The sequence below is a fragment of the Sulfurimonas aquatica genome, assembly GCF_017357825.1.
GTDB lineage: Bacteria > Campylobacterota > Campylobacteria > Campylobacterales > Sulfurimonadaceae > Sulfurimonas > Sulfurimonas aquatica.
In genome coordinates this window covers 1,875,559-1,899,821 of record NZ_CP046072.1, presented here as the reverse complement: position 1 = coordinate 1,899,821, position 24,263 = coordinate 1,875,559, and the positions used below count along the sequence as shown (strand labels likewise).

Below are 24,263 nucleotides of genomic sequence, written 5' to 3'. Positions count from 1 at the left end.
TGATATAATAAGCCAAGAAAAGACTATGTACAAGGCTGAAAATAACTATGAAGTTACATCTAATATTTATCGGGAATAAGTTTATTTATAACAGATCACTGCGAGAGTATATACTCCGTAAAATTGAGAATGAGAGTGAATTTATAAACTCAATAACGTATTTTAAAGCAAGTGATAGTTCACTTTTTTTATATCTAGAAGAAGAGCTTAATTCAAGTGATCAAATAATTATAATATCAACAAAGAAAAACTTCTCTACAGTAGGCAAACTTATATGTACAGCTACAAGTGATAGTCAAATACTAAGAGAGGGAATGCTCATACCTCAAAAAGCCTCTCTGTTTGAAGATAGAAGTTACTTGCTCGAATATAACAATTCAATAGTAAACGTACTGCAAATAGATGAAGGTGAAAGTCTTCCTCAACTGTTACTTCAAGCGACTAGCACTAAAGCGACTATACACGTATTTGAAGAAGCAGAAGAAGATCTTATAACTATACTTAATCCAATAGCGCAAACATATGAAGTGCAATTTGACGTAACGCTTCAAGTGGAAGGTTGGCTTAGGGTGGACATATTTAGCAAAAAATATGGAGATATCTCTAAGTTCATTCATGGTGCAAAAAAGTTACTTCCTAAAAAGTTAATTCCATCTTCAAATATCGTCTTGTATATCATTGAAAAACTCTCAGCATCCTCAAAAAAAATTACTTTTTCTGAAAGTTGTACGGGAGGCTTACTTAGTTATTATTTTACAAAAGAAAATGGTGCTTCAAAAATTCTTGATGGCTCTTTAGTTACTTACTCAAACTCTTTAAAAGAGAATTGGCTTGCAGTTTCACATAGTGTAATAGAAGAAAATGGAGCGGTAAGTAAGGAAGTTGTTAGAGAAATGAGTGAAGGCTGCATAAGTGTAAGTGGGGCTGACTATGCACTTTCTGTAAGTGGAATTGCTGGAGATACCGGAGGTACTACTGAAAAACCTGTAGGCACTGTATATATAGGTGTTAGAAGTAAAGAAGTACATGAAGAAGAACATCTCCATTTTCATGGAGATAGAAATTATGTGCAGAGTCAAACAGTTCTATATGCTGTAAAAATGCTTCTTCTCATAGACAAAGAGACTTTTTTCTAAATTTAGCATTAATTATCTTGACATCTAAGACCTATTTGTCTATAATTTCGACCTCTTAAGATTAAGAGACAAAATGTCTTGTTAGCTCAGCTGGTAGAGCACGTCACTTTTAATGATGTGGCCGATGGTTCGAATCCATCACAGGACACCATTTTTAAATTAAAACACTATATATGCGGTGGTAGTTCAGTTGGTTAGAATACCTGCCTGTCACGCAGGGGGTCGCGAGTTCGAGTCTCGTCCACCGCGCCATATGTTTTAGTTTATCTTTGGGCGTTTAGCTCAGTTGGTAGAGCGCTACCCTTACAAGGTAGATGTCACTGGTTCGAGTCCAGTAATGCCCACCATTGTTAACAAACCTTTCGTTTGTGAAAGTACAGTGACCCTTTCGTCTAGTGGCCAAGGACACTATCACTTCATGGTAGGAACAGAGGTTCAAATCCTTTAGGGGTCGCCAAAATTTGGTGTTACAGATTTTAAAATGGGCGTTTAGCTCAGTTGGTAGAGCGCTACCCTTACAAGGTAGATGTCACTGGTTCGAGTCCAGTAATGCCCACCATTTTAAAGTACTTTTTATTATATGCGCGGTGGTAGTTCAGTTGGTTAGAATACCTGCCTGTCACGCAGGGGGTCGCGAGTTCGAGTCTCGTCCACCGCGCCACTTCTTTTTAATTATTTGCACTTAAAAATTAGACTCATATAGTGCACTATGCTTCGCCTTATTTTTAAGCACAACAAATTCAAAAATAAGATATCTATAAATATATTCAAAGTTACAATTAAATGAGTCATTTTTGCTGACATAGCTCAGTTGGCTAGAGCAGTTGATTTGTAATCAACAGGCCCGGGGTTCGAATCCTCGTGTCAGCACCATTAAAAAAACATGCGGGTGTAACTCAGTGGCTAGAGTTCCTGCCTTCCAAGCAGGCTGTCGAGGGTTCGAATCCCTTCACCCGCTCCACCCAATTTAATTATACAAGTCCATTTAAAATATTTTCATCTTCTATTCTTGAATAAGGATCTTTTTTAATCTCCTGAAGAATTTGCATAAGTCTATTTATTACAATTGTTGATGAGTGTGTTGAATCGAATGTGTCTACAGCAATACAAGATGTTCTATTGTTGAAATGTTTATCAAGGTATAAAATTAAATTTTGAGATGCTTTAAATGCACCATTTTGTTCAGTAAATGCAAAGTTTATAAAATAATGATTATCATCTACTTTTAGTAAATGATCTGAAATTCTTACAAATTCTCCAAGCTTTGCTACATGCAACTCCTCTTCATGATATAAAATAGCAAAAGTACATGGTGATTTATATCTTGTAAAAACATAGTAGGCTTTTTTAATCTCTATATTTAGTCTATTGCGAATATTTGCATTCATGATTATTCCTCTTTTATAAAGATATTATAACTTCTTTTATCATTAATTTTATTATATTTTTTTATTTTAACTGTAACAATAGCCTCTTTTTATCACTAATATAAATTATTTTAGATATACTCAGTGCATGAATATGAATGGTAAAACTCTCTTTTTTAACACATCTGATGGCAATGGAATTATCATCACACAAGAAAGAAAAAAAATAGTATTTAGTGTCCAAAACTGGGATGATTTTGATGTAATGCCTACTACGGGTTTAGAAGTTGTTTTTGATTATATTGAGGGTGAAGCTTTCAACATTATCTCTAAAGAGAGTGCCGAAATATTGCAAGAACAAGCAGAGTCTGATAGTTCAGACCAAGTAGAAGTTGATCAACAAGAGACAGAAGATAAAAGTGAAATAGACGAAAATCATACAACTCAGACAATAGAAACGACCAATGCTCTTAATCATGATGGTGAACATACAAGTGAAAATCAAGAAGCTCTTTCAACTGAATCAGAAGAAGATGAATACGAAGAAGAGTTTTTAGAAGAAGCGGATGATGATAGGAGTGAAACTCTACCTGATGAGGATAAACTCACAAACGAAGAGGAAAATAAAGAAGAGCACTTTGAATTAGAACCCTCTGTGGAGATTATTGATGAAATAAACGAAGAGTTAGAAAAAGAGAGACCAGAAAGTATTACCAATACTTTAAATATTAATACAGCTGTAAAAAACTATTTTGACACAATACAACATAATATAGATATAAGAAAAAATTATAAAAAAGTGAGTGGACGACTTGATTATGTTATTGCAAGAAGATTTCTTTGGACAACATATAACAATTTGATAGATATAGACATTAATATTATTACACCTAAAATTAGAATGTTGAGTGATGATTTAAAAACTATGGGTAAAGTATATGATGGTTTTAAAAGAAAAGTTAAATACCCTCATTTAGCATATGAAGAGGTTTTTTTATCATCTCAAGCAGAGTATCAAAAGATAAAAGATGGTGCAGAAGCACTGATAACTAAGTTAAAGCAGTTGAAAAATAGTGAGAAAGTTATTGGTGGCGTTCGTAATGTTAAAAAGCAAGAGCTTGAAAAAGTTATAAAAACTGAACAATTTACACTTTTAAAAGAGGAACTCAAATCACTAAATGGTGCCTATGTTGATGTTGTACATATGATGGCAGAGCTTGATGAGAGGTATAAACAAGACTTAATACTGTTAAAAGATTTTGAAGCAGAATATAGGGAAGACTTTTATGCTCTTTTCTCTGTTGAAGCCCAAAAACACCAAGATGATTTAGTGGATATCTTAAACGCTCAAGCTTATTTCTTTGATGCACAGCAGTGGATGCAAGCAAAAACATCTAAAGCTGTTAAAGCACACTTTAGAGACTCTTCAATTCATGGTGAGCTCAATACGAAAACTTATCTCAAATATTTTTTGAGTACACAAGATGAGTATAAGGCAACAGGAGATACTCAAAAACTCTTTGAACTTTATGACTACTTAGTCTCAGTGCATAAAGATTATATAATGGTAGTTACCGCATCTGCTCAAGAAGCGATGGAGTATGAAAGTGCTATTAAGACAATGGATAAATCTCTTGACATAAAATCGTTTATAGATGAAAAAGCCGCAATTAAATGGGCTATGACTAATAGTGTTAAAATTTTAGTAGTAGAAGAGGTCCTTCAAAAAGTAAGAGTTGAAAAGTTTTTAAATATCTATCAAAAAAATATTTTATCTATTCCTAACATTATACTCATAGGTAATAAACCTGCATTAAACATAGTCTCAATAAGTAAATTAATACCAGGGGGAGCATCCCCTAGACTTGTTGCACAAAATGTTCAGTCACTTATAGAGTCACAGGCTACATAAAACTTTTTGTTCCTCGATTGTCATACATATCTTTATATCGAAAGGTAATAAGGTTTTGCATGATGGCAAAGAGTATCATAAAGTTAAAAAAACTACTTCCTCCATAGCTAAACATTGGTAAAGGGACACCCACTACTGGTGCATACCCAATAGTCATTGATATATTTACTCCCATATATATAAAAATCATAAATGAGATGGAGACACTTACTACCTTGATGTAATAATCTTTGTTAAAGATCGCTAAACTTAAAAGATGTAGAATGAGCACCGCATAAAGAGATATTAGTGCAAGAGCTCCTAAAAAACCAGTCCTCTCAACTACAAAGGCAAAGATAAAATCACTTGTTGCAATAGGCAAAAAACGCATTTGAGTCTGCGTTGCATTCTCTTTGTCTTTTCCACTCCATCCGCCTGAACCTATTGCAATGATTGATTGTTGTACATGATAAGAGGGCTTTTCACTTAAAAAGTCTTGTATTCTAACCTTTTGATAATCATGAAGTATAAACTTGTATGATATTGGAATTAAAAGAATAGCTATGGTAGCAATACTCGCGACTATCTTCCAATGTACTCCTATAAAAAAGAGAGTTCCATAGCCGATAAGTAGTAAAACAAGAGCAGTACCTAAATCGGGTTCTTTTGCTATAAGGATAAAGGGAAGTAATATATAAAAACTTATTTTTGCAAACTCTTTAATCCTATAGCCTTGGAGTGGTGGAGGGTTCTTATGGATAAGATAAGCAAGCATTAAAATAAGTGCTGGTTTTACGAATTCTGAGGGCTGTATAGTGGCGTTTATAAAAGGGATATTTATCCACCTTTGTGCACCAAGGCGAGCATGACCGAAAAATTCTACAGCTAAGAGTAGTCCAATATTTCCCCAATATATCAAAGGTATAAGCCAACTCATCCTTCTAATGGGCAAAAAAAAGACGACCAAAAATGCAATAAACGCGATACCAACATAGGCAACTTGCTTTTGTGCAAGAGCAGGCACAACTTCACCAATTAGCCAGTTTGAAGTAATAATTAGGGGAATTATAAGAATGATAGAAAAGAAGTCAAATTGTGATAAAATACCCTTATCAAATCTCCACAAGTTTGTAACTCCAAAATAAAATTGTATGATTGTAACATAAAGGTAGATAAATGAGAGATGTAAAAGAGTATATTTGTGAAAATGCAGAGCGTTTAGATGTTTTTCTTGCTGCTCAAATTGGGCAAACTCGTTCACAAGTAGCAGCTTTAATAAAACACGAATGTGTTTGGGTAGATAATAAAAAAGTCTCTCGTCCAGGCGTGAAGTTAAAAACAAATCAAAATGTAAGAGTAGAGTTTCCAGAAGCTAAACAGCAAAAAGCTCTTGATGTCGATTTTGATGTGGAAGTACTTTATGAAGATGAGGATATTTTAGTTATAAACAAGCCAAGTGGAGTGACAGTTCACCCAGCACCAAGTGTAAAAGATGCAACATTGGTTGATTGGCTAAAGCATAAAGGTATTCGACTCTCAACGATTAGTGGAGAAGAACGCCACGGTATAGTTCACAGACTTGATAAAGGTACTAGTGGAACTATGGTTGTGGCCAAAAATAACGAAGCACATGAGTTTTTATCTGCACAGCTTCAGGATAAAAGTATGGGAAGATATTACATTGCAGTAGTGACTCCTCCACTTAAAGATGATATTACCGTTATTGAAGGTAATATTGGACGAAGTGCAAATAATCGCTTGAAGATGTCATGTGGATTAGAACACTCTAAAAGTGCTAAAACAATGTTTAAAAATCTTGCACTAAGCAAGGATGAAAAAAATCAACTAATTGCATGTAAACTATTTACTGGGCGTACTCATCAAATTCGTGTACATTTAGAGACGATTAATCGTCATATACTTGGTGATCATATTTATGGGTTAAGCCCTAAAGTAGATAAGTCGGAACGAATTTTGCTACATGCTTATATGATTTACTTCATACATCCAACGACAAAAGAGAAGATGTTTTTTCAAGCTGGATTTGATGATATTATGCAGAGTGCATTAGAGAAAAAATTTAATATGGAGAGTTTAAATGAAGTTATGGATACCAAGTACATTATTGACAGCTTCACTGCTGATCCTTAGTGGATGTGGCACTTCACCTAAACCAGAAGATATAGTAGTTATAGATACTACTCTTCCAATAGTAGAGTTAACGCAGAATGGTATTATTACTGATATGAATGCAATAGCTTTTGAATGGAAAAATATTCAAGACCCTAGAGTAAATGGTATATATGTCTATAAAAAATCACCTTCTTATGAAGGCCAAAGTAGTTTAGTTCATACTGACACTATTGAGGGTAGATTTAAAACTCATTATGTAGACTCTAATGTAGAGCCAGATACAAAATATAGCTATATGTTTAAAACATTTACACAAGACTCTCAAAGTGAGCAGAGTCAAATTGTCTCTGTTAATTCCCTACCGGTTCTGCAATCTGTGGCTTGGATTCACAGTATTACAGGTATGCCAAGAACAGCAAAGCTGATATGGCGACCACATATCAATGAAAAAGTAAAAGAGTATATTGTTGAGAGAAAAACTCTTGAAGAAGAGACCTGGAGTAAGTTGTCAGTTGTAAAAGGTAGACTTAACGCCGAGTTTATTGATGATGAACTTAACGATAATTATGTCTATATGTATCGCCTTCGTGCTGTAACATTTGATGGAATCATTTCAACTCCAAGTCAAATTGTAAAAGTGATAACTAAGGCACTCCCAAAAAGTATAGAAAATATTAAAACTACTATTAACCTTCCAAAGAGAATTCAGATAAATTGGGATGAATCTACTACAAAAGATTTTAAACTTTATTATCTTTACAGAAGCGAATCAGTAGATGGAAGTTATGAATTAATTGCTACACTCCATAATAATATTTTTATAGATAAAATTGAAGAGGATGGAAGGAGTTATTTTTACAGAGTAAGTGCTGTAGATAAAGACGACTTAGAGAGTGAGCATGAGAAAAACTCTATTGCAGGTATGACACTTCCAAAACCTTTGGCACCAGCAATTGTAGAAGCTCAACTTCTAGGTTCGAAAATCGAACTAAAATGGAGTAAGACGGATTCGCGTTCAAAAACGTTTGTGATTAGAAAAAAGCATAAAAAAGGCTGGTTTGATGAAACGCAAGAAGAGTTTGAAGGTATAGTTGGGAACACTTTTATCGATACAAACATTCTTCCAGATAGTACGTACCGATATATGGTCTATAGCTTAGATGAAAATAAAATAAAATCAGAGGCTAGCGTTGAGGTTAAAATTGTGACTCCTGAATCTACTGAGATTCAAAAAGCTCCAATCAAAAAAGTAAAAGATGAAGTTGTTTCTGAGTATATCCCTGAGCCAGTTGCAGCTAGTAAAGAAGAAGCAAAAGATATTATATCTGTTCCTGAAGAATTAGACTTGAGTGGACTTTAATGCCTCATTTACACATTGAAAAATTTAATGAGATTAGTTTTCCATCCGAGCATAATGGGGTCTCTTTTAACTTTATTGCAACAAATGTAAATAATGATAAAGAGAAACTAATAGCTGTAAGTTTTGAAGAGGAAGATTTTTTTCTTTTAGTTAAAGAGGAGGAGAATAGAAACCTACTCAAGACAGATAAATTGACTCGTCCAGCCTCAATACATAATGTTCATCGTGCACTTAGCGCTTATGCAAACTTAGCTGAGTTAAATGTTTTAGCTTCGAATGTTTTAAGTGGCCAAAAAAACATACATTTAGAAGAGGTGACCGCTCTAAAAAAAATAGAGTATTTTGCAAATGATTTTCCTACTGGTAGAGAAGTTCGTATAGAAGTTGGATTTGGTTCCGGTCGTCATCTACTGCATCAAGCTGCTAATAATAAAGATATACTTTTTATTGGGATTGAGATTCATCGTCCTTCTATTGAGCAAGTTTTAAAGCAAGTTAGTATTCAGAACTTAGATAATCTCCTAGTTTTAGATTATGATGCTAGGCTTTTTATGGAACTAGTACCTTCTAATCTTGTAGGAAAAGTTTATGTGCACTTTCCAGTTCCTTGGGATAAAAAGCCACATAGAAGAGTGATATCGACTTCTTTTATAGAAGAGTGCAGACGTGCTTTAAAAGTAGATGGACAGTTAGAACTTCGTACAGACAGTGAAAACTATTATGCTTACTCCTATGAGACTTTTATAGCATTTAACAAAACGGTTTTACATATTAATAAAAACAAAGATATTGCCATAGTCTCAAAGTATGAAGATAGATGGCGTAAAATGGAAAAAAATATTTATGATGTGACTATGATAAATGAAGAAGATTCAGAGGCACTTTATATTGAAGGAAATTTTGAGTTTTCTAAAGGAAAATCTTCGTTCGAAGAGATATTAAAACTTCATAAAACTACAAATAGATTTGAAGGTGGTTTTATACATTTTGAGAGAGCTTTTAAAATGGATGATGGTATTATGCTGCGTTTATCTATGGGTAGCTATGATAGACCTGAACATCTTTATTTGATTATTAAAGAAAACAGTGTATCTTACTATCCTGAATTACCTTTAAAGTCAAAAAGTAATCTTGAAGCACATAAAATTTTAGATGGAATTTTAAATGGATAAAGTAATTATTGCTGATAATTTATCACTCTCTTACTCAAAAGAGGAGACCATTATCAACAAAGTAAGTTTCTCTATTAACTCTGGAAGTTTTGTTTTTATTACAGGTGCTAGTGGTAGTGGGAAGTCTACTCTTTTAAAATCTCTTTATGGAGCACTAAAACCCGTAGAGGGAAGTTTAGTCGTTGCTGGTGTTGAACTAAAAGGCGTTACTAAGTCTAAACTCAATCTTTTGCGTAAACATACGGGAATAGTTTTTCAAGATTATAAACTTGTAAAAGAGTGGACAATTGAGAAAAACATAATGCTTCCTCTCATTATCAGCGGGTATGATAAAAGTGTCACACAAAATCAAGTAGACTCACTCTTAAAGCATGTAAGACTAAAGCATCAAGCAGGTAAGTACCCAAAAGAGTTAAGTGGTGGAGAGCAGCAACGCGTAGCAATGGCTAGAGCACTTTCTCATAATCCAGTTCTCATACTTGCAGATGAGCCTACCGGAAATCTAGATGATTACTCTTCACAACTTATTTGGAATCTTCTTGAAGGTGCAAATGAGCAACTAAAGTCTACTGTTATCGTTGTAACCCACCATATACCAGAGACTATGAAAGTTGATTATCAGCATTTTCATATAGAGTATGGGAGAATAAATGAAGTCACTTAAGAACCATCTCTCCCTAGTTATAGCACTGTTGAGTATACTGTTTTCTTTACAAACTTTTATAATAGTAGATAGGTCTATAACTGCGTATAAAGAAAATCTTGCGAATAACTACTCCCTAGTAGTTGTAAGTCAAAAAAATTTAGATAAAGCTACCTTAACTGCCCAAAACAGTCTAATATCCGACCTTACAATGTTGAGTCCCGATAGTGTTATAAAAAAGTTAAACACAGGAATAGCAGAAAAAAATATAGAACTTTTAAAACTCTCACTTCCTAAGTTTTACAAGTTGAAACTTTCATACTATCCAAGCCCTGATGAGATAAATAGTCTCACTAAAGAGCTCCAACGTAATAAATCCATCATTAAAGTTGAGACATTTTCTAGAAGTCATGACACTACATACAAATTACTACTGCTTTTCAAAACAGTAATTACAGTATTTGCATTTTTAGTTGGAGTTGTAACAGTTTTACTTATCTCTAAAGAGCTAAAAATTTGGCAGTTCAAACATAATGAACGCATGAGTATTATGGCCCTATTTGGTGCTCCTACTTGGCTGCGTTCAGCTGTACTCTTTAGACTGGCAATAGTTGATGCTTTTATAGCTACTGCTTTTTCATTTGCTCTTTTCACATACATTTCAACTAACGATTGGGTCAAAGAGCAGTTTACTAATATTGGTATAGAAATTATTGTATTTGATCCAGTGACGGATTTAATTATTATGTTAGGTATTGCTATGATTTTATCAACTATATTAGCGAGTTTTATTGTTTTGAGTCATAAAGAAGAGGTATGATGCATTTAGTTGTTATACTTTTTTTACTTTTTACTTTTTCAGCTGCCAAAGAAGATACAGATAAAAAAATAAAAAAAACTGCATCTAAGCTTAGCTCTTATAGTAAAAACTACTCTCGTATAAACAAGAAAATGTCAAAGACTGCTAAGGCAATTTTAAAACAAAAACGTCAACTAAAAAAACAAAATAAGTATTTAAAAAAGTTAAAAGAAGAACTAGCACTAAAAGAGAAAACTTATAAAACTAATACTTCACAGCTCTCTGATATGAAAAAATCTCAGTCAAAATTAAAAACACAGCAAGCGAAGATAGAAGAAGATCTTGTATTTGTAATTGCAAAAAGTGTTTCACTTTCTATTATATTGGAAGAGAATTATACTGAAAACGAAAACTCTTTGATTGAGGTTGAAATACTTAAAAATATGCTTGAAGAGTCAAAAAATAAGGCTGAAAAATTAAGTGATACATTTTTTAGTAATTCTAAAAATATAGATTCGCTTAATGAAAAAACTAGCTATTTAGAAGTTGCAATAGCAAATATAGACGCTAAAAGAAAGAAATTACTTAAGACACAGAGTGAAAATAAAAAGGCGTTAAAAAAGCTTGAAAAAGATAAAGAGTCTTATAAAAAAGAGTTAAAAGTACTACTTAGTAGACAAAATACTCTTAAGAGTACGCTGGCAAAACTCAATATTGTTAAAATAGATGAGATTAATAAAGCCAAAGAAGAAGCAGAAAGAAAAAAAGCATTTGAGGCTAAAAAGATAGAAGAAGTCCCAGAGGAAATACTTCCAAAAGTTAAAAAACATGGTAATAGCTATCAAGCCGTTAAAACTAAAAAATACAGAGGTGTAAAAACTATAGCACCATTGGATGAGTATACGATAACCAAAGGATATGGCACTTATACAGATCCAATTTATGGTATCAAAATATTTAATGAGTCAATATCCCTGAAACCAAAGATATCTGATGCAAAAGTAAAAACAGTCTTTAATGGTAAGGTGATATATGCAGATAAAACTGCAGTACTCAACAATATAGTTATTGTCGAACATAACAATGGTCTTCATACTATCTATGCAAATCTCTCTCAAATCTCTCCAAATATAAAAAATGGAATTAAGATAAAAAAAGGTTTTACAATAGGAAGAGTGGCGGATGAGCTTGTTTTTGAAGTAACGCAGAAGTCTTACCACATAAATCCTATACGGCTTTTTAAGTAGAATATTTATTTTTAAGCGATATAATTTCAAAAATAAAAAATAGAGATAATTATGAACTTCATTCAGACTCGCGGTATAGACGAAAACAGACCTCAAAGTGTAACTTTTTCTCAAGCTATCTTAGCACCTATAGCTTCTTTTGGTGGTCTTTATGTCCCAGAGACTCTTCCCGAGTTAGGTGAAGAGTTTTTAACTAAACATTTAAACTCATCTTATAAAGAACTTGCAAAAGATATGCTCTCTCGTTTTGAGATAGATATTGATACAGATGTTATAGATGAAGCATTAAGCCTTTATGATGAGTTTGACGATAAGAGTAATCCTGTTCCAGTTGTTAAAGTGAAAGAGAACCTTTATATAAGTGAACTTTATCACGGTCCAACTCGTGCGTTTAAAGATATGGCGCTTCAGCCTTTTGGGATTGTTCTCTCTTCTATCGCTCAAAAACGCAACGAAAATTATCTTATATTGGCAGCTACTAGTGGAGATACTGGTCCCGCTGCGTTAGAAACATTTAAAAACCGTGCTAATGTCCAAGTTGCTTGCCTTTATCCTGATGGTGGAACAAGTGATGTTCAGCGTTTACAAATGGTAACAGAGGATGCGAAAAACTTAAAAGTTATAGGTATTAACGGTGTTTTTGATGATGCTCAAAATGCACTTAAACATCTGCTTGCATCAGATAGTTTTAAAGCAGCACTCAAAGAAAAAGATGTTTCTCTCTCAGCTGCTAACTCTGTAAACTTCGGTCGTATTATATTTCAAATAATCTATCATATTCACAGTTACCTTGAGCTTGTTCGTCAAGGCGCGACTGCTATGGGTGAAAAAGTTTACTTAAATGTTCCAAGTGGAAACTTCGGAAACGCGCTTGGTGGTTACTATGCTTGGAAAATGGGTCTTCCAGTTGAAAAAATTATAATCTCTTCAAATGAGAATAATGTTTTAACGACTCTTATTAAAGATGGAAAATATGACTTAAGAAATTGTGAAGTCGTTGGTACAACATCTCCGGCAATGGATATCTTAAAATCATCAAATGTAGAGAGAATTCTTTTTGATCTTTTTGGTTATAAGAGAACAAGAGAGTTGATGAATGACTTAGAGTCTAAAAACGCTTATGAGCTTACCAAAGATGAACTCTCAACTCTTCGTGAATGTTTTGACGCTGATTTTTGTAATGGAGACGAGGGTAAAAAATATATTAAAGAGACATTTGAAAATGATGGCTACTTAATGGATCCTCATACTGCTACATGTTTAAAATCATATGAGACTTGCTCAAATCCAGATATTAAAACTATTGCTTACTCTACTGCTGAGTGGACGAAGTTTTCACCTGTTATAGCAAACGCACTGACGGGTGAAGTTGACGCTCACGACATAGACGCGTTAGAGTCTATCTCTAAAACCGCTAATCTTGAAATACCAGCTATGGTAAAAGGTCTCTTCACAAAAGAGATAGCACAAGATACGATTATAGAAAAAGAAGATATTGAAAAAGAGATATTGAAGTTTTTATAAGAGTAAAGCTTGCGTTAAATGCAAGCTTTGGAGTAGGAAGGTTTAAAGTTCTTTTGCTCTTTTGTATGCTTGCTCGATAGCATCCATACATGCACTTCTTACATTTCCATCTTCTAACGCGCCATAACCAGCCGCAGTTGTTCCTCCTGGACTCATAACGCCATCTTTTAGTAGCGCAGGGTGAATATCTTGTATTAGCTCACCAAAGCCACCAAAAAGACCTCTCATAATAGCCATGGCGTCATCGCGTTTAAGACCTTGTTTTACCGCTCCATCTGTAAGCGCTTCAGCAATAAGAGCTAAATAAGCAGGACCACTCCCAGCAAGTCCCGTTGCTATGTCTATCTCTTTTTCTGAAGATAACCATCTTGTACTTCCTATCGCACCTAATAGCTCCTTTGCTTCTTCTTGAAAGTTTATATCGCCAGTGAGCGTAGTCATTGACCTGTTAACGCTTGCTGCAAGGTTTGGCATAGTTCGTACAACTGCTTGAGTGTTAAAGTTTGTACGGAGCTTTTCTAGAGAAGTTCCGGCAAGTACTGAAAAGATTACTCTTGCTTGGCCTTGAAGGAGTTTAGATACCTCTTGAACGTTTGCAGGCTTAACGCAGAGTAGGACTGTTTTATCCTGCATATGAAATCCATCCATTATATGCTTTTCTATTTCTACCCCTAATTTTTCTTCAAATTTTTTGAGTTTTTCTAAGCTTCTTCCAACTACTTCTATTTTGTAATTCTTTTTTAAACCTTGTGCAATACTTAGTGCCATGTTGCCATTTCCGATAAAAGTGATAGTTTTCATTAAAGTGCCTTAATTTTTTTATGATAGTATATCATCATTAGAGTACAAGGGAATAAAATGGAAGAATTTTTAAGTAAAGCAAAAACTGCAAGTAGGGTTTTTAATACCCTAAGCGGTAGTGCTAAAAATAGAATATTAAAAGAGATGGCAGAGGCTCTTCGAGCAAACACTATGGATCTTTTAGAAGCAAATGCTTTAGATATGGCTGATGGTAAAAAAAATAGCTTAACATCTGCACTTATGGATAGACTTTTTCTAGATGAGAGTAGAGTAGAAGGAATGGCTGTAGCAGTAGAAGAGATTGCTGGCCTTAAAGAACCTGTTGGAAGAGTACTCGAGGGCTGGATAACAGAAGATGGACTTAAAATTGAAAAGACAAGTATCCCTATTGGTGTTATAGGAATCATCTATGAGTCTCGCCCAAACGTTACAAGCGATACAGCGGCATTATGTTTTAAAAGCTCAAACGTATGTGTACTAAAAGGTGGAAAAGAGGCAGAAAACTCTAACAAAGCTATTGCTAAAGTCTTACAGGCCGTACTAGAGAGAAACTCTTTGCCAAAAGAGTTAGTTTCACTTATTCCCGACTCATCAAGAGAGGGAGTAAACAAACTTATTAAAATGGATAAATATGTAGATCTGATTATTCCTCGTGGTGGGGCGGGGCTTATAAAACATGTATGTGACAATGCAACCGTAAGCGTGGTAAAACATGACAAGGGGCAGTGTCATACATATATTGACAGAGATGCAAAGCTAGATAATGCCATTGCCATAGCGATAAACGCTAAAGTACAGCGCCCTGGCGTTTGTAACGCAATGGAGACACTACTTGTAGATAGTGCTATAGCAAAAAAAGCACTCCCACTCCTAAAGGCTGAGTTTGATAAAGCTCATACAGAGCTAAAAGGGTGTCTAAACACTCAAAGTATCATCGAAGTAGCAAACGCTACTGATGAAGATTATGACACTGAGTATCTAGCTAACATACTAAATATTAAAGTAGTTGATGGAGTCGAGGGCGCGATAGAACATATAGTAAGATTTACATCAGGACACTCTGAGGCTATAATAACTGAAGATATAACTACGGCTGAGACTTTTTTAAACGCCATAGATGCAGCAGCTGTATACGTTAACGCGAGTACACGTTTTACGGATGGTGGTGCTTTTGGTTTTGGTGCAGAAGTTGGTATTAGTACAAACAAGCTTCATGCTCGTGGACCGATGGGAATAGAAGGTTTAACTACTTACAAGTTTAAGATTTATGGAAGTGGACAGACGAGATAAAACAGAGAGTACTTAAAGGTACTCTTTAATATCTTTTATAAGGTTGTCTAAGCTTATTTTATATTGGTCTACAAGAGTTAGATAACTCTTCTCCTCAGTATCGCTAAGAGCGCTTTTAATATAGTTTGCAATTTTATGTAGATTTTCCGCACCTATGTTTGCAGTCAGACCAATAATATCTAAGAGTAGTTTATCAGCGGCTTTTAGATTCTCACTTTGGAGAAGTTCTCCTAACTCTTGCGTTGAGTTATCATATGTGTCTATAAACTCTTTTAAAATTTCTCTATAAAAATCTTCATCTCCACCACACACCTCTAAACCTTTGTCACCGTTGAGCTCTTTAGTCATAATGACCTCTACATAGTCACCGTATTGGTGCTTCTCTTTAGTGCAGTAAGCATAAAATATCTCATAGAGTGATTCCATTCTTAAAGGTTTTTGTAGTTGCTCCTGCATACCAGCTTCTTGCATTTTTCTAATGTCATCTAAAGCTATATCGCCACTTAGGGCTACAACGACTATGTGATCATAGTTTGGATTTGCTCGGATTGCTCTTGTTGCATCAAAACCATTCATTCTTGGCATATGCGCATCCATTAAGATCATTGAAAAATCAGAATCATTTTCTAATATGTCTAGAGCCTCTTGACCATCATTGGCAATTATAATTTCTATATCACTACCTGCAAGAAGACCAGTAATAACTTTTTGGTTAATGAGATTATCTTCTGCAACGAGTATTCTCTTACCTGCAAACTCTTTAAAACTGTGTTTTGTGATTTTGCCATGTGGAATTATTTTACGTTTATGAATAGTTTTTTGTTGAATTATCTCTTTATTTTCTTCTTTATTTGGAGTCTTTTGTAGATCAAAATCTCCCTCTTCACTTCCATTTAAATCTTCTTGAATTTCATTTTCTGGAGCACTCTTTTGCTCTTCTACTTCTTGCTCTGAAGTTGAACTGTTTGTTACTTCATTTTTGATAGGCTCATCAGTGGGATCAATTATTATTTCTTCTAAATCTTTTTGAGATGCTTTAGTAGGAGAGCTCTTTTTTTTTGTTAAGAAATAGATTATTAATCCAGTAACAAGGACAATTACAGTTATTATCTCGTATTGGTATTCAAGGAACATTGAGCAACCTATTTTTTTATTTATCATACTGTATAAAGATTTAAAGCTAAATTATTTATATTAGTTTTGTTATACAAAAGAGTGTATAATTCGATAAATTCATAATTTAAGGTCTTTTGTGCAAAATATTCCCCATATTCCAGTACTTTATCGTGAAGTAATAGCAACTTTTGAAGATATTCAAGAGGGTATTATTATTGACTGCACTATGGGATATGGTGGGCACTCTTCAATGATTTTAGAGTCAAACCAAAATATCAAACTGATAGCAATAGACCAAGACCAAACAGCCATAGATTTTTCAACCAAAAGACTCAGTAAATTTGGTGATAGAGTATCTATAAGAAAAGGGCGTTTCTCCGCTGTAATAAAAGAGATACTTAAAGAGTATAACGCGGAAGATATCAAGGGTGTTTTAGCGGATATTGGCGTTTCATCTTTACAGTTAGACCAAAAGGATAGAGGTTTTTCTTATGAGAGCGAAAACCTTGACATGCGTATGGATGTTAATGCTCCACTAAGTGCTGCTACAGTTATAAATGAGTACTCATCTAGTGAGTTAGAAAAAATACTATTAGAGTATGGCGAACTTCGCAACTATAAAAAACTAGCCTCTGAGATAGTGAGAAACCGACCATTTTCTTCTGCAAAAGAGTTAAGCGACACTTTGAAAAATGATATGCCTAGAGGAAAAAAGATACATCCAGCTACACTTTTAATGCAGGCTATTCGCATAGAGGTAAATGACGAACTTGGTGAGTTAAAATCACTTTTAAAGAGTATTGAAGAAGCAAAACTAAGTGAAGCGAAAATAGCTATAATATCATTTCATTCTTTAGAAGATAGAATAGTAAAGCAGGCCTTTTCTGCCTGGAGTAAGTCATGTATCTGCCCTAGTGAAGCTTTTCGATGTACATGTGGCAATAACCATGAACTAGGAAAGGTAGTAACAAAAAAACCTTTAATGGCGGCAGATGACGAGCTTAAAGAGAATGTAAGAAGCAGAAGCGCAAAAATGAGAATTTTTAAAATGGACTTGAGATGAGTGATAAAGAAGAGCTCTTAGACGAGATAGACGTAGTTCTTTTAGCAAAGAGAAATCTTGACGTTGGTTACTATGTTTACATTCTTCTTACCCTTACGTTTATTGCTATGTTCGCATTTCCTAAAGTTTATATCTCTCAGCAGATTTATTTTCAAAGTAGAGATATAGCAAAACAGAAGATTGCTTATGAAACGTTAAAAGAAGAAAATAGAATAATAAGCGCTTCCGTAGAGTCTATTAAATTTAAAAACCAAATCTTAGATACACTTTTTTAGGAAGACAAATGATTCGCAAATTTATAGAGTTTTCCATAGAAAAACCACTTTTAAATCATATACTCCTTATCTTTATATTTATGCTCTCAGCCTTTGCATATCTAAATATTCCAAAAGAGATTTTCCCTCCTATGAATATGGACAAGATAAACATATCTGGCGGATATGCCGGTACGTCTGCTGACATACTCGACAAAATGGTTGTTCAAACCATAGAAGACGATTTACAGAACATAGATGAACTTGAAGAGATACTTACAACTATAAAAAATGGTTCATTTAGTATAAACGCGGATATAAAAACTGGCTCAGATAATGTTAGCGTTTTAAATGAAGTAAAGGATGTTGTAGCTGCTGTAAAAAAAGACTTACCATCAGATATGAGCGAGCCAATTGCAAAGATTAAAGCACATGCTTTTCCTCTTGTACTTATTGCAATAGCGGGAGATTTTTCTACCTCTGAACTTTTAGAGTATGCAGATGAGTTAAAGAGCGAACTAACTAAGTTTAAAGACTTAAGCGAGATAGCTATTCGTGGTGATGCTGATGAAGAGTTAGAAATAAAACTCAATAGTGAGAAGATAAAAGCATATGGATTAAAACCCACATTAGTCGTTTCAGCTATATCAAACATAAGCTCCATATTCCCCGTAGGGACTATAAAACAAAAAGCACAGCATCTTTACATCTCTACCTATAACGGAGAGAAAAAAGTTAAAGATATTGAAGATACTATTATCGGTATTGGTAATGTAAAACTTCGTATAGGGGATATTGCCGATGTTTCATTTAAGTTAGCTGATGCCATCGAGCTTTCTCACTACAATGGCGCTAGAAATATTTCTATAAACGTTACCAAGAGTAAAGATGGAAACTCCATAGCACTTGTAAAAGATATACGAGAACTTCTTAAAAAGCAAACATTAAAAAATCCTAAAATCACTTATAGTATCTACACAGATACCTCAGTGTGGATTAAAAATCGTCTAAATGTAGTTTTTTCAAATATTGCATTTGGACTTATGCTTGTGTTTATAGCAATGCTGATTTTTATTAACCGAGGTATCGCGTTTGTAGTGGCGTTAGGAATACCGGTAAGTTTTATGATTGGACTAATTGCAACTGAAATACTTGGAAATAGTCTAAATATGCTCTCACTACTAGGAGCTCTTATAGCGTTAGGTATGCTTGTGGATGAGGCAATTGTTGTAGCTGAAAACATCTATAGACATTTAGAAGAGGGAATGGAGAGAAAGGAGGCTGTTATAGTTGGAGCTACTGAGATGTTTCCAGCAGTATTAACAGCCACTCTTACTACAGTTTTCGCATTTTTACCGATGCTTCTTATGACAGGGGAAATGGGGATGTTTATAAAGATTATTCCCATTATGATTACAGTGCTCCTACTCTCTTCGCTATTTGAGGCATTTTACTTTCTTCCTCTGCATGCACATCAGTTTTTAAGAGTCTCCAACGAGGGAAGTTTTACTAAAAGGTTTTGGGAGAAGATGTATAGTAGTTATAGCAGACTATTGCACTTTTTCTTTAGAAGAAAGTTTATTTCGCTTTTTATTATTGTGCTGAGTATACTCTCACTGACATACGTAATGATGAAAAACTCTAAGTTTCAGCTCTTTCCAGATTTTGATAACACGCAGGTATATGTGTATGGAAAAGTAGATATAAATAATGAACTTACAGATACGGAAGTGATTGTTACAAAACTTGAGAAAATATTACTAAAGAATCTTGATAAGGAAAATGTCGCATCGGTGACTTCTGTAGTCGGCTTTAAAATGGATGCTAAAAATAGACCAGAAATTGGTGAGAATATGTTTCATATTTTTGTTGACTTGCATGAGAGAGCTCCAGTAAATATTTTTGATAAGTATATAAGCCCTTATCTCTCTTTAGAATATAACGCTGAGGTAAAGAAGAGAGTCCGTGATGCTCAAGAGATAGCAGAAGTTATAAAAGAGCTTCTAAAAGATGAGATAAAGTTACAAAATGATACTGATGGCATTTATGAGGAGCTTGTTGTAAAAGTTCCTGGCGCTGGCGTTGTGGCAAATGATATTGAGATAAGTCTTAGTAGCGATGATAGTGGAAATATCTTACAAGGACTCAAAAAGCTTCAAGATGAACTCTCTAAAATAGAGGGTGTATTTAACATAGCAGATGATGCAGATATTGGAGAGAAGGAACTAAAACTTCGAGTAAATAGATATGGACAGGAGTTGGGATTTAATGAAGAGGTAGTTTCAAGCGCACTAAGAGCTTACTATCTAAAAGGCGAGTATGGAAAACTTTTTAACTCAAATGGACTCGTAAGAATCAAACTCCAAAGCGACATGACAAAAGAGATAGACTCAATAAATCAGATAGAGCTACAGATCCCTCAACAAGAGCAATTCGTTTCACTAAAGGATATATGCGAGTTTGTATATATACAGAGTTTTGTGACACTAAAAAAAGAGGATGGCACGCGAATAAGAAGTGTTTTTGCATCATTAGATAAAACTAAAATGACATCTTCCGAGGTTATCCAAAAATTAGAAGCAACTCTTGAAGAGTTAAAAAACAGTGGCTATAAAGTAGATATCAAAGGTGAAGAAAAAGAGAATAATAAAAATAAAAAAGAGATGATGCAGTCTGCTATCATGGCAATATTTTTGATATTCATAACGCTTGTATGGTTATTTGACTCTATAAAGAAATCTCTAATAGTCATTAGTACGATTCCTCTTGTATTACTTGGCGTTTATGTTGGTCACTGGATTATGAACCTTAACTTAACTATGCCTGGTTTGATCGGTGTGGTGGGACTTGCTGGCGTTGTAGTGAATGATGGACTAATTATGGTTGATTTTATTAAAAAATCAAAAGACACTGAAGAGTTGATGAGTAGAGCTAAAACAAGACTTAGACCTATATTGCTTACATCACTCACTACGGTTTTAGGGCTACTTACATTGATATTTTTTGCTTCAGGACAAGCTGTCATACTTCAGCCAATGGCAGTATCTTTAGGCTTTGGTATAGCATGGGCAACAGTTTTAAACCTGATATATGTACCACTTCTGTTTGCAGTGGCTTATAAAATAAAACCACCAGTTATAACTTTAAAACAAAACAAGGAAAATGAATGAACTTAGAAATATCGCATGCACAATTTGGAGTAAGACCAGGGGTAACTAAACCAATCCCAGAGTTTTTAATAGAGATGACAGAACAAGGTATGAGAGATATGGTCTCAAAACACTATGACGCTTTAAAAGTAAGTGACATAAAACATCTCTTTCCATTAGATGAGAAAGAGTTTGAAGAAGCAAAACAGCACTCAGCTGACTTTATGATACAGATATGTGGAGGACCTGCATACTTTAACCAAAACAGAGGTGCACCACAGATGGTAGGTCGTCATGCTCCATTTCGTATAGATGCAAAAGCTAGAGAGACTTGGTTAGAACTATATAGAGAAATCATTTTAGATCTAAAAGAGCAGGGTGTTACAGAGAAATCACTTGAGTCATTTTGGGGATATATAAACATCTTTTCTATTTGGATGGTAAATACTCAATAAACTTCCAATAGTAAGCAAAAACTAAGCTACCCACTTGTATAATTTCGGCCTACAAAGCATTTGCTTGTACTACATAGTGGGTCTTTAGCTCAGTTGGTTAGAGCCCTCCGCTCATAACGGAGTGGTCATGTGTTCGAGTCACATAGGACCCACCACTTGTAAACCTCATAAATACCGAACTTCCAAACAATTTTAAAAATCAATTTATCGTTTAATTTTTCATTCTGTAAGTACTAATATTTGAGTTATCGTGACTGAAGTTGGTATTAGCTAGATTGTAGGTGTTAATTATCCTAATCTTGAACTCTATCAACATATATTTAACTCTTTAATATAAATGATTTAAATGGATTAGAAGCTCATGTATTTCTTCTTTTAAGTCTTCATAATGTTCAGTTTTAAATCCATGCTCATCCATATAAAGTTTACGGTTAATCTCAATCATAATAGATAAAACTCTTTTGTCTTTTTTATAATGCTTCATTGGAACGATTGAACCGGAGTAGGGCTTGTTGACTTGGACTACATATCCTTTTGAGAGAAAATATTTTTTTGTCTCCTCTAGTAGTCCTTTAGGCGTGTGGTAGCTATCTGTTCCTATGCATATGTCTGGTCTTTTTTGATTAAAGTCATTATTGAAACGATATGCCTTGTCTGGAAAGCTATGACAATCGATTATCAAGGCTTTTGTGCTATGAGCTAACTCATCGTCTACTGCACTACTTAACTCATGATGATGGGGAATATAGTAGTTTGAAATTATGTACTCTTTATTTGCATCAGTGACGACACGCAGTTTATTCCCCTCACTGTTTTTGGTATAGCAAACACCCATACCAAAACGGCTCATTGGCTCTTGTTCATCATCCTGAAATCGCTCAACATCACATACAAGACGACTTAACTCAAAGACAACTCGTTTAGCATCAGCACATCCATATAGATCATCAGTATAGTGATCTGTCATGCGAAGCAGTTCTCGCTCTTTATGTAAAAACTTATAATCTAATGTATCTGTAGAGGAGTGTGGAATATGTAAAATCATGTAATACCTTTGTTTTATATATAAGATATTACTTTTAGTTTGTGACAGCATATGTCAAATAATAGCAATGAAATTCGTTCATAAAAGTGTGAGTTTATATATTTTTGCTAATATTACAAACAGATAAATATAAAGGATAATTATGTTGCCTTATTTAAGTACAGTAGATGTGTTTGATGACTATAAAAATATAGATGCAATTAAAAATATGCTGGCTGTATTACTAATAAAAGTGATTCTAGCTGACGAAAAAAAGAGTATTGAAGAAGAGAAAAAGCTTTTAGAATTTTATCAACAGAATTTTCAGATGAGTGTAGATGAAGTCGTTAAATTATTTATAGAAGTAAAAAATGACAATAGAGAGTTTGATTTAGAATTACAAAAACTAGATAGTATATTTGAACAAGATCATGAAGTTAAAAGTAAAATACTTCATTATATAAATAGTGTTATTGTTTGCGACGGCATAGTCGATAAAGAATATGCCATATTTGAAGAGATAAAAGGTAGTGTTCAATAATCTGTGTCAGTATCGAGTAATTCCTAAAATTGTATCATAAATTAAGAGCTTTATCTAATCTCCCCTCAAAGTGAATTGAGAGTTGAGAGATAGTTAAGCTCCAGTTTCTAACTGGCATAGTCCATTTTTTTGAGGCATTCTGGATGCCCATATAGAGTAATTTTAATAAGCTATTATCATTAGGGAAAGCACCTTTAGTCTTAGTCAGTGTTCTGAACTGTCGATGCACAGACTCAATGATATTGGTGGTATAGATTACTTTTCTAATATCAGCTGGATATTTAAAATATACAGACAGATTATCCCATTTATTTCTCCAAGAAGTAAAAACGATTGGATATTTTTTACCCCATTTTTCTTCAAGCTTATCGAGTTCAATTTCAGCTTCTTCTTTCGTAAAGGCTTGATAGACTTTCTTCAACTCTTTTGCGAACTGCTTTTGATTAGCGGAACCTACATATTTAAGTGAATTTCGGATTTGATGAACAATACAGAGTTGTACTTCTGTGTCAGGATAGACTGAGTTTATGGCTTCAGGAAAGCCTTTTAAACCATCAACGGAAGCGATGAGTATATCTTTAACACCACGATGAGATAAATCAGTAAGTACCTGTAGCCAGAACTTAGCACCTTCACTCTCATTGAGATAGAGACCAAGTATCTCTTTCTTCCCATCAATGCCGACACCGAGAACGGTATAAAATGCTTTTGAGATATATCTTCCATCCTCTTTTACTTTATAGTGAATCGCATCTAAAAATATAAAAGGATATACTTCTTCAAGAGGACGAACTTTCCACTCTTGAAGCATAGGTATTATTTTATCTGTTACTGTACTGATTGCACCCTTAGAAAAGCCTACACCGTAAATATCTTCGATAAGCTTTGCTATTTGAGAGTAGCTGTTACCATGAGAGTAAAGAGCAAGTATTTTATCTTCTATCTCACCTGACATAGTTCGTTGATTTTTCTTTACAATCTCAGGCTCAAAACTACCACTACGGTCTCTTGGAACATCAAGTTCAAATTCACCATGTTCACTTTTCATAGTTTTAGTGGCATAGCCATTTTTACGGTTCTTTGAGATATCTTGTGTTAAATGGGAATCTATTTCTGCGGAGAGAGCAGCTTCTGTAAGTTGCTTTATTAAAGAGCTTAATGCTCCATCTTTACCACTGATACTCTTACCAGCCTTTATATCACGAGCAAATTGCTCTGCATCTATTTCTATCTTCATCTGTGTGTCCTTGAGTAATTGTTATTTTACCCGATTGACACAGATTTTTAAACGGTCCCAG

21 protein-coding genes and 9 tRNA genes are annotated in these 24,263 nt (G+C 34.2%); 24 read left to right on the top strand and 6 right to left on the bottom strand.

What is annotated here, in order from left to right; translation table 11 throughout:
* The first annotated feature begins 47 nt into the window (after window positions 1–47).
* The 9 genes from GJV85_RS08990 (at window position 48) to GJV85_RS08950 (ending at window position 2,097) form a co-directional block, all read left to right on the top strand.
* A complete protein-coding gene (locus GJV85_RS08990) occupies window positions 48–1,136 on the top strand; it encodes a CinA family protein (RefSeq protein ID WP_207561049.1) in 1,089 nt (362 codons plus the stop codon).
* A 75-nt stretch (window positions 1,137–1,211) separates the two neighbouring features.
* Window positions 1,212–1,287, top strand: a tRNA-Lys gene (locus GJV85_RS08985).
* 24 nt (window positions 1,288–1,311) lie between these two features.
* Window positions 1,312–1,388: transfer RNA gene (locus GJV85_RS08980), tRNA-Asp, on the top strand.
* A 19-nt stretch (window positions 1,389–1,407) separates the two neighbouring features.
* A tRNA-Val gene (locus GJV85_RS08975) sits at window positions 1,408–1,483 on the top strand.
* Window positions 1,484–1,517: 34 nt separating this feature from the next.
* Window positions 1,518–1,593 (top strand) — tRNA-Glu (locus GJV85_RS08970).
* A 26-nt stretch (window positions 1,594–1,619) separates the two neighbouring features.
* Window positions 1,620–1,695 (top strand) — tRNA-Val (locus GJV85_RS08965).
* A gap of 25 nt (window positions 1,696–1,720) precedes the next feature.
* Window positions 1,721–1,797, top strand: a tRNA-Asp gene (locus GJV85_RS08960).
* Window positions 1,798–1,932: 135 nt separating this feature from the next.
* Window positions 1,933–2,009, top strand: a tRNA-Thr gene (locus GJV85_RS08955).
* A gap of 12 nt (window positions 2,010–2,021) precedes the next feature.
* Window positions 2,022–2,097 (top strand) — tRNA-Gly (locus tag GJV85_RS08950).
* A 10-nt stretch (window positions 2,098–2,107) separates the two neighbouring features.
* On the opposite strand, the gene GJV85_RS08945 is transcribed toward GJV85_RS08950, so the two are convergent.
* Entirely contained in the window at window positions 2,108–2,524 is a 417-nt protein-coding gene (locus GJV85_RS08945; RefSeq protein WP_207561048.1) for a hypothetical protein, read from the bottom strand.
* 133 nt (window positions 2,525–2,657) lie between these two features.
* On the opposite strand from GJV85_RS08945, the gene GJV85_RS08940 reads away from it, so the two are divergent.
* Window positions 2,658–4,415, top strand: a complete 1,758-nt coding sequence (locus GJV85_RS08940) for a hypothetical protein (protein ID WP_207561047.1) — start codon at window positions 2,658–2,660, stop codon at window positions 4,413–4,415.
* On the opposite strand, the gene GJV85_RS08935 is transcribed toward GJV85_RS08940, so the two are convergent.
* A complete protein-coding gene (locus tag GJV85_RS08935) occupies window positions 4,408–5,520 on the bottom strand; it encodes an FtsW/RodA/SpoVE family cell cycle protein (RefSeq protein ID WP_207561046.1) in 1,113 nt (370 codons plus the stop codon). The genes GJV85_RS08940 and GJV85_RS08935 overlap by 8 nt on opposite strands.
* A 50-nt stretch (window positions 5,521–5,570) precedes the next feature.
* Between GJV85_RS08935 and GJV85_RS08930 the strand changes: the two genes are divergently transcribed.
* The 7 genes from GJV85_RS08930 to thrC are packed head-to-tail and all read left to right on the top strand — an operon-like array spanning window position 5,571 to window position 13,272.
* Window positions 5,571–6,545, top strand: a complete 975-nt coding sequence (locus tag GJV85_RS08930; RefSeq protein ID WP_207561045.1) for an RluA family pseudouridine synthase — start codon at window positions 5,571–5,573, stop codon at window positions 6,543–6,545.
* The gene (locus tag GJV85_RS08925; protein WP_207561044.1) at window positions 6,493–7,887 is read left to right on the top strand and encodes a fibronectin type III domain-containing protein; all 1,395 of its coding nucleotides are present in this window, start codon (window positions 6,493–6,495) and stop codon (window positions 7,885–7,887) included. Before GJV85_RS08930 ends, GJV85_RS08925 begins: the two co-directional genes overlap by 53 nt.
* Window positions 7,887–9,059 carry a tRNA (guanosine(46)-N7)-methyltransferase TrmB gene (gene trmB / locus GJV85_RS08920; RefSeq protein WP_207561043.1) on the top strand — a complete coding sequence of 391 codons (1,173 nt, stop codon included), beginning with the start codon at window positions 7,887–7,889 and terminating at the stop codon, window positions 9,057–9,059. Before GJV85_RS08925 ends, trmB begins: the two co-directional genes overlap by 1 nt.
* On the top strand, window positions 9,052–9,723 hold the full coding sequence (locus GJV85_RS08915) for a cell division ATP-binding protein FtsE (protein WP_207561042.1): 672 nt from the start codon (window positions 9,052–9,054) through the stop codon (window positions 9,721–9,723). The genes trmB and GJV85_RS08915 overlap by 8 nt, the downstream gene beginning before the upstream one ends.
* Window positions 9,710–10,522 carry a cell division protein FtsX gene (locus tag GJV85_RS08910; RefSeq protein ID WP_207561041.1) on the top strand — a complete coding sequence of 271 codons (813 nt, stop codon included), beginning with the start codon at window positions 9,710–9,712 and terminating at the stop codon, window positions 10,520–10,522. Before GJV85_RS08915 ends, GJV85_RS08910 begins: the two co-directional genes overlap by 14 nt.
* On the top strand, window positions 10,519–11,748 hold the full coding sequence (locus GJV85_RS08905; protein ID WP_207561040.1) for a murein hydrolase activator EnvC family protein: 1,230 nt from the start codon (window positions 10,519–10,521) through the stop codon (window positions 11,746–11,748). The genes GJV85_RS08910 and GJV85_RS08905 overlap by 4 nt, the downstream gene beginning before the upstream one ends.
* Before the next feature lie 51 nt (window positions 11,749–11,799).
* The gene (gene thrC, locus GJV85_RS08900) at window positions 11,800–13,272 is read left to right on the top strand and encodes a threonine synthase (protein WP_207561039.1); all 1,473 of its coding nucleotides are present in this window, start codon (window positions 11,800–11,802) and stop codon (window positions 13,270–13,272) included.
* A 42-nt stretch (window positions 13,273–13,314) separates the two neighbouring features.
* On the opposite strand, the gene GJV85_RS08895 is transcribed toward thrC, so the two are convergent.
* Complete coding sequence (locus GJV85_RS08895) at window positions 13,315–14,073, bottom strand: pyrroline-5-carboxylate reductase (protein ID WP_207561038.1); 759 nt, start codon at window positions 14,071–14,073, stop codon at window positions 13,315–13,317.
* 57 nt (window positions 14,074–14,130) lie between these two features.
* Here GJV85_RS08895 and GJV85_RS08890 point away from each other — a divergent pair, with 57 nt between their 5' ends.
* On the top strand, window positions 14,131–15,363 hold the full coding sequence (locus GJV85_RS08890; RefSeq protein WP_207561037.1) for a glutamate-5-semialdehyde dehydrogenase: 1,233 nt from the start codon (window positions 14,131–14,133) through the stop codon (window positions 15,361–15,363).
* 12 nt (window positions 15,364–15,375) lie between these two features.
* Here the strand turns inward: GJV85_RS08890 and GJV85_RS08885 are convergent, their stop codons facing one another.
* The gene (locus GJV85_RS08885; RefSeq protein ID WP_207561036.1) at window positions 15,376–16,497 is read right to left on the bottom strand and encodes a response regulator; all 1,122 of its coding nucleotides are present in this window, start codon (window positions 16,495–16,497) and stop codon (window positions 15,376–15,378) included.
* Window positions 16,498–16,615: 118 nt separating this feature from the next.
* Here GJV85_RS08885 and rsmH point away from each other — a divergent pair, with 118 nt between their 5' ends.
* The 5 genes from rsmH to GJV85_RS08860 all read left to right on the top strand — a co-directional run bounded on the left by rsmH (window position 16,616) and on the right by GJV85_RS08860 (window position 21,555).
* Window positions 16,616–17,542 (top strand): 16S rRNA (cytosine(1402)-N(4))-methyltransferase RsmH, encoded by a 927-nt coding sequence (rsmH, locus tag GJV85_RS08880; protein WP_207561035.1) that lies wholly within the window; start codon window positions 16,616–16,618, stop codon window positions 17,540–17,542.
* On the top strand, window positions 17,539–17,817 hold the full coding sequence (locus tag GJV85_RS08875; protein ID WP_207561034.1) for a hypothetical protein: 279 nt from the start codon (window positions 17,539–17,541) through the stop codon (window positions 17,815–17,817). The genes rsmH and GJV85_RS08875 overlap by 4 nt, the downstream gene beginning before the upstream one ends.
* A gap of 8 nt (window positions 17,818–17,825) precedes the next feature.
* Entirely contained in the window at window positions 17,826–20,966 is a 3,141-nt protein-coding gene (locus tag GJV85_RS08870; RefSeq protein ID WP_207561033.1) for an efflux RND transporter permease subunit, read from the top strand.
* Window positions 20,963–21,400 carry a globin domain-containing protein gene (locus GJV85_RS08865; RefSeq protein ID WP_207561032.1) on the top strand — a complete coding sequence of 146 codons (438 nt, stop codon included), beginning with the start codon at window positions 20,963–20,965 and terminating at the stop codon, window positions 21,398–21,400. Before GJV85_RS08870 ends, GJV85_RS08865 begins: the two co-directional genes overlap by 4 nt.
* A gap of 78 nt (window positions 21,401–21,478) precedes the next feature.
* Window positions 21,479–21,555 (top strand) — tRNA-Ile (locus GJV85_RS08860).
* A 173-nt stretch (window positions 21,556–21,728) separates the two neighbouring features.
* Here the strand turns inward: GJV85_RS08860 and GJV85_RS08855 are convergent.
* A complete protein-coding gene (locus GJV85_RS08855; RefSeq protein ID WP_207561031.1) occupies window positions 21,729–22,445 on the bottom strand; it encodes an N-formylglutamate amidohydrolase in 717 nt (238 codons plus the stop codon).
* Window positions 22,446–22,587: 142 nt separating this feature from the next.
* On the opposite strand from GJV85_RS08855, the gene GJV85_RS08850 reads away from it, so the two are divergent.
* Complete coding sequence (locus GJV85_RS08850; protein WP_207561030.1) at window positions 22,588–22,965, top strand: TerB family tellurite resistance protein; 378 nt, start codon at window positions 22,588–22,590, stop codon at window positions 22,963–22,965.
* Window positions 22,966–22,999: 34 nt separating this feature from the next.
* Here GJV85_RS08850 and GJV85_RS08845 read toward each other — a convergent pair whose 3' ends face one another.
* A complete protein-coding gene (locus GJV85_RS08845) occupies window positions 23,000–24,202 on the bottom strand; it encodes an IS256 family transposase (RefSeq protein ID WP_207561025.1) in 1,203 nt (400 codons plus the stop codon).
* Between the last annotated feature and the right edge of the window lie 61 nt (window positions 24,203–24,263).